The organism is Pueribacillus theae, assembly GCF_003097615.1.
Taxonomy (GTDB): domain Bacteria; phylum Bacillota; class Bacilli; order Bacillales; family UBA6769; genus Pueribacillus; species Pueribacillus theae.
Genome location: NZ_QCZG01000004.1, coordinates 113,830 through 127,025 on the forward strand (window position 1 = coordinate 113,830; position 13,196 = coordinate 127,025).

A 13,196-nucleotide genomic window follows, 5' to 3' on the forward strand; every position below is an offset into this window, starting at 1 on the left:
TCGAAGGTGCATTTCAAAATTGTGTTTCATAAACCACTTTCAGCCTAAGGTGGTATTCTCTGACATATGAAACAATCAATTCCTACTCGTCCTTGTCATTGTAAGTAAAATTTCAGTTTTAGCTATTATAGTATACATCTTCTGTTGATTCTGTTAACCGATGCGGTTTTTCACCCTTTTTGAACAGCTTTTTTAAGACGCGCTTCTACTACTTCTTTTCCCAAAAGTGAAATGGCAGCTGGAAGCTCAGGGCCATGCGTCTGCCCTGTTGTCGCTACACGGATCGGCATAAAAAGGCGCTTGCCTTTTTGCCCTGTTGCTTTCTGAACTCTTTTTATGGCAGCTTTCACTTCTTCAGGGCTGAAACCTTCCAACGGCTCAATCTCTTCAAGAAGAGCCTGAAGTACTTCCGGTACTTGCTCTTCGTTTAATACATTCTTTGCCTCTTCATTATACGAAATCGTCTTACGGAAAAACAAGTCTGTCAACTCGACGATTTCTGCGCCATACGTTAACTGATCTTGGTAAATGGCAATTAATTTTTCAGCCCATTCCCGCTCCTTAGCTGATAAATTTTCTGGCAGGCGGCCCGCTTGAATGAGAAAAGGCAATGTTAACTCAATGATTCGATCCAAGTCGCTGTTTTTTATATATTGGTTATTCATCCAAGCAAGCTTTTGTGTATCAAAAACTGCCGGTGATTTCGATAAACGTTTCACATCAAACATTTCAATAAATTGTTCTTTCGAAAAAATCTCTTCCTCCCCGACAGGCGACCAGCCAAGCAATGAAATAAAATTAAATAACGCCTCCGGCAAATAGCCGAGTTCTTTGTATTGCTCAATGAATTGAATAATCGATTCATCACGCTTGCTCAGTTTTTTGCGCTCTTCGTTGACGATAAGCGTCATGTGGCCAAACACAGGCGGTTCCCAACCAAAGGCTTCATAAATCATCATTTGTTTAGGCGTATTGGAAATATGATCGTCTCCACGAAGAACGTGGGAAATTTTCATAAAGTGATCGTCGATGGCTACCGCAAAGTTATAGGTTGCAATGCCGTCCTTTTTCACAATCACGAAGTCGCCAATCCCGTTTGAGTCAAATGTCACTTCACCCTTAACTAGATCGTCAAATGCGTATACTCGGTTTTCCGGCACTTTGAAACGGATACTTGGTTTACGCCCTTCCGCTTCAAATTGGGCTCGCTCCTCATCTGTCAAATTCCTGCATTTTCCAGAGTAACGGGGCATCTCATGCCTTGCCCGCTGGGCTTCGCGTTCTGCTTCTAATTCTTCTTCCGTGCAATAGCATTTAAACGCAAGCCCCCGCTCAAGCAAATCATTGGCATGCTCTTCATACAGATGAAGCCGTTCAGTCTGCCTGTACGGTCCGTAATCCCCGCCTTTATCAATGCTTTCATCCCAGTCTATGCCAAGCCATGTTAAGTAGCGGAGCTGATTGCGTTCGCCGCCTTCCACGTTGCGTTTGACATCCGTATCTTCCACCCTGATAATGAATTTTCCGTTTTGCGAACGTGCAAATAAATAATTAAATAAAGCTGTTCTCGCATTTCCTATATGTAAATGCCCAGTCGGGCTTGGAGCATAGCGAACCCTGATTTCATTTGACATTTGTTACACCTTCCACTTCTTTCATTCAGTCATTTTTTTCATTTTACCATGATTCCGCAAGAAGCCGTCAAGAACAATACACCTTTCTTCGTGCGGCTTACCTTTTTTGCAATAGGACCACAGCTTGCGCTGCGATTCCTTCTTCTCTGCCTATAAATCCAAGTTTTTCGCCTGTTGTTGCTTTTACGTTAATTTGAGAAACATCTGCTTCAAGCAGTGCCGCAATCGTTTCTCTCATTCTTAGAATATGCGGCGCCATTTTTGGCTTTTGTGCGATGACTGTGCAATCAATGTTTCCCAATCGGTAGCCTTTTTGTTTGATAAGCTCCCATATCTTGTGAAGAAGCTCGCGCGAATCGGCATTTTTATAAGCCTCGTCCGTATCTGGAAAATGTCTTCCGATATCTCCCAGTGCAAGCGCTCCAAGGCATGCATCTGTTATAGCATGCAGCAGCACATCGGCATCAGAATGGCCAAGCAGGCCCTTTTCATACGGGATTTCAACTCCGCCTATTACCATTTTTCTGCCTTTTTGAAGCTGATGAATATCAAACCCTTGTCCAATCCGTATCACCCTTTGTTCTCCTTCCATTTCAAGATGACTTCAGCCATTGACAAATCATATGGTGTCGTCAGTTTAATATTATACTCTTCACCTAAAACAATCGATACTTCATAACCTAATTCCTCAACGAGGGAAGCATCGTCTGTTGCAGTGATTCCGCAGCGTTCTGCATGCTCATAAGCCTTGATAATAATGGAGGATCGGAAAGCTTGCGGTGTTTGAACAGCCCACAGACTGGATCGATTCAATGTTTTTAGGACGATTCCATCATTCCCGCTTTTTATCGTATCTTTCAAAGGAACAGCTAAAACGGCTGCACCTTTTGCAGCCGCTTTTTTTGCTACACGAGTGATCATGTCACACGTAACGAATGGCCTTGCGCCGTCATGAATGAGTACAACACCATCCTCTTCTCCCGGAAGAGCTTTTAATCCTTTATACACACTGTCCTGGCGTTCCTTGCCGCCATTCAGAATATGGCTTACTTTTGATAATTTATTTGCATCGACAAGCTCACAGAATTCTTTTTTTTCTTTTTCATTTATAACAAGTATGATTCCAATGCAATTTGGATCGTTTTGAAAAACGTTTAACGTATGAACGATAACCGGCTGGTCTTCAAGTAAAATAAACTGCTTGTTTTTTCCGGCTTTCATGCGTTTTCCTTGCCCCGCTGCAGGAATAACAACGCGATATTCCACGATAACAAACCATCCCTTACCTTTTTAGTTTGCTTTATCCGGTGCTACCGTCCGGAAGACCCCCCACTTCAAGATTTAGAGATTTCGAAGAAGTATAAGTGGGGAATAACGGACGCTAATCCCTTGGTACGTCTCGATTTATATGAATAAGAAACTTATAATGCCTTTTCCAACAATTTAGGCTTGGCGAAAATCATTCTGCCTGCAGACGTCTGCAGTACACTCGTTACAATGACATCGATGGTTTTACCAATGTAGTTGCGCCCTTCTTCAACGACAATCATCGTACCATCGTCAAGATAGCCAATGCCTTGGTTATGTTCTTTCCCGTCTTTAATCACCTGTACATTTAATTCTTCACCAGGCAGAACGACCGGCTTCACAGCATTCGCCAAATCATTTATGTTCAAGACAGCTACATTTTGCAGTTCGCATACTTTGTTTAAATTAAAGTCATTTGTGACAACAATGCCATTCAATAGTTTCGCTAGTTTCACGAGCTTGCTGTCAACCTCATGAATCTCTTCAAAGTCGCCTTCATAGATTTCGACATTGACATCAAGTTCCTTTTGGATTCTATTCAAAATATCTAATCCCCTGCGGCCGCGATTGCGCTTTAAGGCATCTGATGAATCTGCAATATGCTGCAACTCTTCAAGTACAAAATGGGGGATAACAAGCGTCCCTTCCAAAAATCCTGTTTGGCAAATGTCAGCGATTCGTCCATCAATAATGACGCTCGTATCCAATATTTTCAACTTCACATTATCTTTCTCAACGTCTCTTGGTTCCTCTACTTCTTTTTTCTTGTCTCTCATTTTATTTATCGAAAAAAGAGAAACTAATTCATCCCGTTTTTTAAAGCCCACTTGGAAACCCCAATAGCCTGCGAGTACTGTGATGAAAATCGGGACGACGTCACTTAAGATTAGGATGTCCATTCCGCTTAAAGATACCGTTATAAGAAACGCAACAATTAATCCGACGACTAACCCAATCGTTCCAAATAATAAGTCTGTAATCGGTACTTTAACAAGTGCTTCTTCCACCCATTTAATTAATCCAGCAATATAATCCGTTAACCAATAGGTTGCTAAAAATAATATAAGTGCGCCAATAAATGCTCCGATATAAGGGGAAATGAGCAATGGGATGTCTCCGATGTTTAAGAGTGACAGCAAATCTGGAACGAAGAGCCAGCCCAGTGTGGCACCCGACAAAATAAAAAATAATTGCACAAATCTTTTTAAAAGATTCTCGTTCAACATATTCACCTCCTTCTATCATTATAAACAGTTTCCCTGTTTTGAAACCTATTTTCCAAATAATTTACATAGTGTAACATAAATGAAACTATGAAATCTCTAACAAGGCTCTAGCCTCCCATCAAATATGGCGATCGATTAAAACTTGTTCCTGGACGCGCTTTAAACCGGCTTGAATGGCTCTCGCCCGAATTTCCCCAATGCCTTCCACTTCATCCAAATCTTTTAATGAAGCCTTCGCAATCGCGTTTAAATTAGGAAATGCCCGAACTAAATTCCCGATAATGAGCGGTGGAAGCCTTGGTATTTTGTGCAAAAGCCTGTAACCCTTCGGTGCGACAGCTTCGTCATTTCGGACTGCGCTTGCAGGAAAGCCCAATAATTTAGCAATGGCACTCTCTTCAAGCAATTCTTCGTTTGACAGCTTGCTTAATTGTTTCATCACTTCATTCGGATTGACTTTGCTATCCTTTACGTAATCGCGAATCAATAGCCTAGCATCCAACTCTACATTGCCGACAAGCTCTTCAAGCTGCATACTAATCAGGCGGCCTTCTGTTCCGAGCTCATTGACATAGTTTAGAATTTCACTTCGAATACGCATCACCATTTCAATGCGATGAAGCACTTGGCAAACATCTTGCAATGTAACAAGTTCTTCAAATTCCAAAGCCCCTAGATTCGTTAAGCCTTGATCAAGCACAGATTTATACTTTTCAAGCGTTTGAATCGCCTGATTGGCTTTAGTTATAATCACCCCTATATCTTTTAACGAATATTGGATGTTCCCTTTATACAGTGTAATGATATTTCGGCGTTGGGAAATGGAAATGACAAGGCTTCCAGTTTGTTTTGCAACACGTTCAGCTGTCCTGTGGCGGATCCCCGTTTCGTTTGAAGGAATTGCCGTATCGGGGATAAGCTGTGTGTTGGCATATAAAATTCGGTTCCCTTCTTCATTTAAAATAATGGCACCGTCCATTTTCGCAAGTTCATATAAATAAGCAGGCGTGAATTTGCAATCAATGGAAAAGCCGCCATCAACAATTTGCTTCACTTTGTCATCATAGCCCACTACAATCAGTCCGCCGGTTTCAGCACGGAGAATATTATCGATCCCTTCGCGAAGCGGCGTCCCGGGGGCTACAATTTGAAGAAACTGATTAATGATCGTAGATACTGCTCTCGGCTCCATCTCTCTCTACCCCTCCAAAGCATGCTCCAGCGCCTGCCCCACCGTGTCTATGCCAATAACTTGAATACCATTAGGGATCGCCCAACCGCCAATATTTTTCTTTGGTAAAATGACGCGTGTAAAACCTAATTTTGCTGCTTCGTGAACCCTTTGTTCAATGCGCGAAACCCTTCTTACTTCGCCAGTTAAACCGATTTCGCCAATCATGACATCACTTGGCTTCGTCGGCCGGTCACGGAAGCTTGACGCGATGCTAATAGCGATGGCGAGATCGATCGCAGGTTCATCAAGGCGCACCCCGCCAGCTACGTTTAAATAGGCATCTTGGTTTTGCAGCAGAAGCCCAACTCGTTTTTCTAAAACAGCCATCAAAAGCGATACACGGTTATGGTCAATCCCGTTTGCAGTACGGCGGGGATTTCCAAAGCTTGTCGGCGTAATAAGCGCCTGTATTTCAACCATAAGCGTTCTCGTCCCCTCTAATGACGCGACAACTGTTGATCCAGAAGCGCCTTTTGCTCTTTCTTCAAGAAAAATTTCCGAAGGATTCGCCACTTCTTCTAGCCCCGTTTCCTTCATTTCGAAAACCCCAAGCTCGTTTGTTGAGCCGAACCGATTTTTCACAGCTCGAAGCAAGCGATAAGAATGATGGCGTTCTCCTTCAAAATAAAGAACAGCATCTACCATATGCTCAAGCAGCCTTGGCCCTGCAATTGAACCTTCTTTTGTCACATGCCCAACGATAAAAATGGCAATTCCTTTCGTTTTTGCGATACGCATAAGCTGACCGGTACACTCTCTTACTTGGGAAACACTGCCCGGCGCGCTTGTAACCGCTGGATGATGCATTGTCTGAATGGAATCAACAACAATAAAGACAGGCTGAAGCTCCTCAATTGCTTGCTCAATCAATTCCAAATCTGTTTCAGCTTGGATATATAATGTTTCTGCAGCAATATGTAGCCTTTCTGCCCGAAGCTTTGTCTGTTTCATTGACTCTTCGCCAGAAACGTAAAGGACTTTTGCATTGTCCTTTGCCAAATGGTACGAAGTTTCCAAAAGAAGCGTCGATTTCCCAATTCCCGGGTCGCCTCCGACCAACACTAGCGAGCCTGGGACAATCCCTCCACCAAGCACTCTGTTCAGTTCATTAATTTTCGCGTCGATTCTCGGCTCACGATCGCCTTTAATCGATTGGATGGACATCGGTTTTGACGAGGCGCCTGCTCCAGACGTAACAAAGCCTCTTTTTGTTTTATTCGGCAATTCAATCAGTTCTTCTACCATTGTATTCCAATGGTGGCAGCCTGGACATTTTCCCATCCATTTCGGTGATTCATATCCGCATTCTTGACAAATATATTTTGTTTTTCTTTTTGCCATGCTTTCTCCCCTGCACCATGTTTCTATTTTCCAAAACAAAGCAGGCGACCGGAAGTCCCCATTTCTTCCGGCCACACACTACTTACTGCTTAGCACTTTCCAACGCTTCAACAACATACTTGCCATCTTTTACATCAATTTTTACGTGTTGGCCTTTTTTTATGTTGCCTTTCAATAATTCCTCTGAAAGCAAATCTTCAATATGACGCTGAATGGCTCTGCGCAGCGGTCTAGCTCCATATTCTGGATCGTACCCGTCTTCTGAAAGTTGTTCTTTTGCCGCTTCTGTCAAATAAAAATCAATGCCTTGTTCACGCAGCCGTTTTCTGAGTTGGTTGCTCAATAAGTTTACAATTTCCGTTAAATGTTTTTTCTCTAGGGAGTGGAAGACAATCGTCTCATCAATTCTATTCAGAAATTCTGGCCTGAATGCCTTTTTCAACTCGTCTAATACTTTGTCTTTCATGTCTTTATAATTCCGATCCGTACCCTGCACTGCAAAACCGACGTATTTATTTCGCTTTAATGCACTTGCTCCAACATTAGAAGTCATGATTAAAATGGTATTTCTAAAATCAACTGTCCGGCCTTTTGAGTCTGTTAAACGGCCGTCTTCAAGCACTTGCAGAAGAATATTAAAAACGTCAGGATGCGCTTTTTCAATTTCATCAAGCAAAACAACCGAATATGGCTTTCTGCGTACTTTTTCTGTCAATTGGCCGCCTTCCTCGTAGCCGACATATCCTGGAGGAGCCCCGACAAGCCTTGATGTTGCATGCTTCTCCATATATTCCGACATATCAATTCGGATAACCGCATCTTCGTCGCCAAACATTGCTTCGGCAAGCGCACGTGCAAGCTCTGTCTTACCGACACCTGTAGGTCCAAGGAAAATAAATGATCCAATTGGACGTTTCGGATCTTTCAGCCCCGCTCTCGCTCTTCTTACAGCTTGTGAAACAGCTCTTACCGCTTCATCCTGGCCAATGACGCGATCGTGAAGAATTTCTTCCAGCTTAAGCAGACGATCCGTCTCCTCTTCTTTCAGCTTGGAGACAGGAATTCCTGTCCAGCTCGATACAACCATGGCAATATCTTCCGACGTTACTTCTTGATGCTCTTGCCCTTGTTTTTCTTTCCATTGGTTTTTCGTTTGCTCTACTTCTTCGCGAAGACGCTGTTCTGTATCCCGAAGGGAAGCTGCTTTTTCAAATTCCTGACTTTGCACGGCTGCGTCTTTTTCTTTTCTTACTTCTTCAAGCTTTTGTTCCAATTCTTTCAAATTCGGCGGGGTTGTGTATGAGCGCAATCGGACCTTCGAACCCGCCTCATCAATTAAGTCGATGGCTTTGTCCGGAAGGAAGCGATCGGATATATAGCGATCAGACAAAGTAACTGCTGCTACAATCGAATCGTCTGGAATTGTCACACGATGGTGAGCTTCGTATCGGTCGCGGAGCCCTTTCAAAATTTCAATTGACTCTTCAAGCGTCGGCTCATTCACTTGGATCGGTTGGAAACGCCTTTCCAATGCTGCATCTTTTTCAATATATTTACGGTATTCATCGAGCGTTGTCGCACCAATGCATTGGAGTTCTCCACGGGAAAGAGCCGGTTTTAAAATGTTCGAAGCATCGATTGCTCCTTCTGCGCCTCCCGCACCAATCAATGTATGCAACTCATCAATAAATAGAATAATGTTGCCTGCCTGGCGAATTTCGTCCATTACTTTTTTAAGCCGGTCTTCAAATTCACCGCGATATTTCGTACCAGCGACAACGGTCCCCATATCAAGCGTCATGACGCGTTTGTCACGTAAAATTTCAGGCACTTCATTATTTACAATTTGCTGTGCCAGCCCTTCGGCTATCGCTGTTTTTCCGACGCCGGGTTCACCGATTATTACCGGATTATTTTTCGTACGCCTGCTCAATACTTCGATGACACGCTGAATTTCTTTGCTTCGGCCGATTACAGGGTCAAGCCCGCTTTCACGCGCAACTTGTGTCAAATCCCTTGCAAGGCTGTCAAGTGTCGGCGTATTCACATTGGCTGTAGCACCTTGGTGCCCGGAACTGGATTCATTGCTCCCGAGGAGTTGAAGCACTTGCTGCCTCGCTTTATTTAAGCTAATTCCTAAGTTATTTAAAACTCTCGCTGCCACTCCTTCGCCTTCGCGAATTAGGCCGAGAAGAATATGCTCTGTTCCTACGTAAGAGTGCCCAAGTTTTCGAGCTTCATCCATCGACAATTCGATTACTTTTTTCGCTCTTGGCGTGTAATGAATGGTTTGAACTTTCTCCTCACTGCTTCCAATTAACCCTTCAACTTCTTTTTGAATTTTTTCAGGGTCAAGATTAAGAGCACTAAGCGCTTTGGCGGCAATTCCTTCCCCTTCGCGTATAAGCCCTAGCAAGATATGCTCTGTCCCTACATTATTGTGACCTAATCGAATGGCTTCTTCTTGGGCAAGTGCCAACACTTTTTGGGCCCTCTCGGTAAAACGTCCAAACATCATTTTTGACTACCTCCTCTTTCTTCATCAGATATTTCTTTTAGCTTTAATGTTTCTCGAATAATTGCTGCTCTCCGAATATCTCTTTGGTCTGGACCAAGAAGTTCACCAGCATATTGTTGCAAAAATCCTGGCTGGGTCAAAATCATTAATTCATTTAAAATCGTGCGGGAAACACCACCGATAAGAGAAAGGTCGATGCCTAGACGCACATCAGACAAACATTTTGCTGCTTCTTTTGAGTCAATAATCCGGCAATTTTTCAACACGCCGTATGAACGGTAAAGTCTGTCTTCAAGTTGAATCTTTGAATTTTGAAGCAACATTTGACGGGCAAGCCGCTCCCGTTCAATTAATTGCAGCACAACACTTTTCAAATCTTCTACAATATCAGTTTCCGATTTGCCAAGCGTGATTTGATTTGAAATTTGAAAAAGGTTACCTAATGCTTCGCTACCTTCCCCGTAAATTCCTCTAACAACGAGTCCAAGTTGATTAATTGCAGGGATAATATGGTTTAACTGCTGAGTTAATACTAATGCAGGCAAATGCATCATGACCGAAGCCCGCATCCCTGTCCCCACATTCGTTGGGCAGCTTGTTAAGTAACCCCGCTTTTCATCAAATGCAAAGTCGTTCTTCTCTTCGAGCCAGTCATCAAAACGGTTTGCATTTTCAAGCACTTCTTGCAGGCGCAGCCCTGAAGAGAGGCATTGGATGCGAATATGATCCTCTTCATTTATCATGATGCTGACAGATTCATCTTCACTAAGCAGGACAGCACCAAACGATGAATCACTTGCCAGGTGTGGACTAATTAAATGCTTTTCAACTAACACTTGTTTTTCAATCTGCTCCAAATCTTTCATTAAAAGGAGTTCAAGTTTATTTGGATGGCTATTGTCAACTTGCTGTCTAATTTGGTTTAAAACCTCTTCTCCCTCATTTTGGTAAGTTAAAATCGGAAATGTGTATTTTTCTATATTTCTTGCTAATCTTATCCGGCTGCTTAGAACAATATCATCATCGGGCCCTGACTGCTTCATCCAAGGACTGATTGCTTCGGATATAAATCGCTGAAGAGACATCTATCATTCCCCCTTTTTATTTTTATAATTATTTTCAAGGGAACGAAGTTCGTCGCGTATTTCAGCCGCTTTTTCGAACTCTTCCTGTTCAATATAATTTTGCATCTTATTTTTTAAAACTTGAATCCTCTTTCTGACATGGATTTTGGCACCGCCCCGTTTCGGTATTTTCCCAGAGTGGGTATTGTTGCCGCTATGAACCCGCTTTAGCAACGGATCAAGTTTTTCGTCAAACGTCTTATAGCAGTGTGCACAGCCGAAACGGCCAATTTTTGTAAACTGTTCATACGTCATGCCGCACTTTTCGCATTTTAAGTTATGAAAAACTTGGAAGTTATTTGGCTGTGATTGTTTGATCGGATGCTCAAAATTTAATAACCCTGACAATAGTTGGTGAATCGAAAAGTTGTTTTGGCCGTACAACGCATCACTCTTGTTTTTGGCGCAGTTTTCACACAAATGCGTTTCCATCTTCTCCCCATTTATAATTTTAGTAAAGTGAAGTGTTGCCGGCTGAGCTTTGCAATCTTGGCATTTCACATTTCACCCCTCCTGTCTGGCATTTTACGTTTTATATTTTAATGTTAAAAGCATCGCTTTTAATAAATTCGCTCTCAATTCATCCCTCATCGGCAAATTCACATTAATTGTTGCCCGGTCAACGGCACTTAACATAATTCTCGCTTCCCTTTCAGAGATGACTCTCTCTTCAAGAAGGCGCAAAATGAGATTTTCCGATGCTTGCTGTGTTAATTTATTATCAATTAATTGAAGCAATTGGTCGATTAAGTCTGCCTTATCGCTCGCTTGGATTTTCATAATGCGAATATATCCACCCCCACCCCTTTTACTTTCCACAATATACCCTTTTTCAATTGTAAATCTTGTATTTATGACATAATTAATTTGTGAGGGGACACATTGAAATCTTTCTGCAATTTCATGGCGCTTAATTTCAACGGCATCTTTCTCGCTTCCAGTTAAAATACTTTTCAAATAGGCTTCAATAATATCGGAAATATTTTTCACTGACCTCCCCACCTTTCTGACTTTGACTATATTTGACTTTATATTTTAAGTATACTCTATTCAAAAATAAGGTTGCAACCTTATACTCCATAAAATCATAAATCTTCCGCATCAATCATCTTTTCCAATCAACTTCAAATCATACAGTTATTTTTCCTTTTTATTCCATTCCGTAAGAAACCTTTTGAACTTTTGGCATTTTCGACATTTTTTCAAGTACATCATCCATTTTCGAATCATGTTTATATTTGCATAGAAAAGTATGCTTCATGACTGTTTGTTCACTTTTTTTCAATCTTTCGATCAATTTTTTTTCGATTTCAATACCGGCCTCATCCATGATAGCCACAAGTTCTTTTAAGGAAAGTTCTTCTTCAGCAAGTACGACTAAATGTTTCTTCCTCTGCTTCAAAATATAGATAGGTTCAATCTTTGTAAGCAAAAAAAGGCTGATTACAACAATCAGCGTTGTAAAAATGGCTTCATAATACATCCCTGCGCCAACTACCAATCCTATACCGGCAACAACCCAAATGGATGCTGCCGTTGTTAAACCTTTTACCGTTCTTCCGTGAACGAGTATCGTTCCAGCTCCTAAAAAACCAATACCACTTACCACATAAGAAGGAATTCGGGAAGGATCGAATCGTATCGTATTGTAATTGGAATCGATAAACGTTTGAAAACCATAGATTGACAATATCATCATGAGGCAAGCGCCTACACCAACTAAAATATGTGTCCTAAATCCTGCAGGCTGATGCTTTACTTCTCTTTCCAAACCTATAAACCCAGCCAATATGACAGCCACTAATAAGCGAATCGTAATCGTCAGCAAATCTGAATGAAAAAATGAGAATAATTCCATATCCGTCCATCCTCCTCCTTCCACTATATTAAATAAGTATATTAAATTTACTTGGATTGTTTTCCTGAAATAAAAAGAAGGAGCATTTAATTTCAAGTTACTCCTTCGAATAATTCCTGAGTTATTCATTTTCTGTACTTATTTGATCGACTTGTTTCTTAATCACGTACTATCATTAATACCCTACTTCTTCCTTTTACAAAACAAAAAAAGCAGCATCTCTGCTACTTTTTTAATTGCCCAGCGACGTCCTACTCTCACAGGGAAACCCCATTACCATCGGCGCTGAAGAGCTTAACTTCCGTGTTCGGCATGGGAACGGGTGTGGCCTCTTCGCCATCGTCACTAGACAGTGTGTTTTGTTGTGAAGGATGTTCCTTCAAAACCAGATACGACATCCAATGTGATTGCTTTTCGTTGTCTAGCTTCAGCTCCTTGCTTCTATGAAAAATTTCTTTCTCGTNGTGTTTTGTTGTGAAGGATGTTCCTTCAAAACCAGATACGACATCCAATGTGATTGCTTTTCGTTGTCTAGCTTCAGCTCCTTGCTTCTATGAAAAATTTCTTTCTCGTTCGGGATAGGATAGAAAGCATCCCTTCCTCGAAAGAGCATTTTTCTACGAAGCAGAACAGTCGCTTCAGCATTTCGTTTGTCCAGCCTCAGCGGCTTGCCTCTTGCTAAAGTTTTCTTCTTCAGTTGGGATTCGCATCCCGCCTTCTGAAGAAGCACTTTTGCAGCGAAGCAGTACAGCCGCCTCGGCTTTTCTTATCCAGCTCCGGCTCCTAGCCCCTCGCAAAAAATGTCATCTTGCTGTGGTGGCTGAAAAGCTGCCTCCTCGCAAGCTGGAATTTTTTGTCGGGGCTGTACAGTCGCCTCCGCTTTATTTGGTTAAGTGTTCGACCGATTAGTATCTCTCAGCTCCACGTGTCGCCACGCTTCCACACGAGACCTA

General features: G+C 42.1%; 12 protein-coding genes, 1 rRNA gene and 1 other annotated feature (1 of these 14 running past the window's edge). Of the genes, 1 reads left to right on the forward strand and 12 read right to left on the reverse strand.

The genetic code is table 11. The features are described 5' to 3' along the window. Positions 1–108: a binding site (T-box leader), on the reverse strand (it extends 200 nt beyond the left edge of the window). A 62-nt stretch (positions 109–170) separates the two neighbouring features. The 12 genes from gltX to rrf form a co-directional block, all read right to left on the reverse strand. Continuing rightward, a complete protein-coding gene (gene gltX, locus DCC39_RS03660) occupies positions 171–1,634 on the reverse strand; it encodes a glutamate--tRNA ligase (RefSeq protein ID WP_116553529.1) in 1,464 nt (487 codons plus the stop codon). Between the two features lie 97 nt (positions 1,635–1,731). Next, complete coding sequence (gene ispF, locus DCC39_RS03665; RefSeq protein ID WP_116553530.1) at positions 1,732–2,208, reverse strand: 2-C-methyl-D-erythritol 2,4-cyclodiphosphate synthase; 477 nt, start codon at positions 2,206–2,208, stop codon at positions 1,732–1,734. After that, positions 2,205–2,900 (reverse strand): 2-C-methyl-D-erythritol 4-phosphate cytidylyltransferase, encoded by a 696-nt coding sequence (gene ispD / locus DCC39_RS03670; protein WP_116553531.1) that lies wholly within the window; start codon positions 2,898–2,900, stop codon positions 2,205–2,207. Before ispD ends, ispF begins: the two co-directional genes overlap by 4 nt. Positions 2,901–3,055: 155 nt before the next feature. Continuing rightward, a complete protein-coding gene (locus tag DCC39_RS03675; protein ID WP_276309879.1) occupies positions 3,056–4,165 on the reverse strand; it encodes a PIN/TRAM domain-containing protein in 1,110 nt (369 codons plus the stop codon). Between the two features lie 121 nt (positions 4,166–4,286). Further along, a complete protein-coding gene (gene disA / locus DCC39_RS03680) occupies positions 4,287–5,360 on the reverse strand; it encodes a DNA integrity scanning diadenylate cyclase DisA (RefSeq protein WP_116553533.1) in 1,074 nt (357 codons plus the stop codon). Positions 5,361–5,366: 6 nt separating this feature from the next. Beyond that, positions 5,367–6,743 carry a DNA repair protein RadA gene (radA, locus tag DCC39_RS03685; protein ID WP_116553534.1) on the reverse strand — a complete coding sequence of 459 codons (1,377 nt, stop codon included), beginning with the start codon at positions 6,741–6,743 and terminating at the stop codon, positions 5,367–5,369. An 82-nt stretch (positions 6,744–6,825) separates the two neighbouring features. Then, positions 6,826–9,261 (reverse strand): ATP-dependent protease ATP-binding subunit ClpC, encoded by a 2,436-nt coding sequence (gene clpC / locus DCC39_RS03690; protein WP_116553535.1) that lies wholly within the window; start codon positions 9,259–9,261, stop codon positions 6,826–6,828. Next, entirely contained in the window at positions 9,258–10,346 is a 1,089-nt protein-coding gene (locus DCC39_RS03695; protein WP_116553536.1) for a protein arginine kinase, read from the reverse strand. Before DCC39_RS03695 ends, clpC begins: the two co-directional genes overlap by 4 nt. A gap of 3 nt (positions 10,347–10,349) precedes the next feature. After that, entirely contained in the window at positions 10,350–10,886 is a 537-nt protein-coding gene (locus tag DCC39_RS03700; RefSeq protein WP_116553537.1) for a UvrB/UvrC motif-containing protein, read from the reverse strand. A gap of 24 nt (positions 10,887–10,910) precedes the next feature. Then, entirely contained in the window at positions 10,911–11,375 is a 465-nt protein-coding gene (locus DCC39_RS03705) for a CtsR family transcriptional regulator (protein WP_116553538.1), read from the reverse strand. A gap of 160 nt (positions 11,376–11,535) precedes the next feature. Beyond that, on the reverse strand, positions 11,536–12,243 hold the full coding sequence (locus tag DCC39_RS03710; protein WP_116553539.1) for an MgtC/SapB family protein: 708 nt from the start codon (positions 12,241–12,243) through the stop codon (positions 11,536–11,538). A 238-nt stretch (positions 12,244–12,481) separates the two neighbouring features. Then, positions 12,482–12,593: ribosomal RNA gene (gene rrf / locus DCC39_RS03715) — 5S ribosomal RNA — on the reverse strand. 325 nt (positions 12,594–12,918) lie between these two features. On the opposite strand from rrf, the gene DCC39_RS19250 reads away from it, so the two are divergent. After that, on the forward strand, positions 12,919–13,152 hold the full coding sequence (locus tag DCC39_RS19250) for a hypothetical protein (RefSeq protein WP_205948460.1): 234 nt from the start codon (positions 12,919–12,921) through the stop codon (positions 13,150–13,152). The last annotated feature ends 44 nt before the right edge of the window (positions 13,153–13,196 follow it).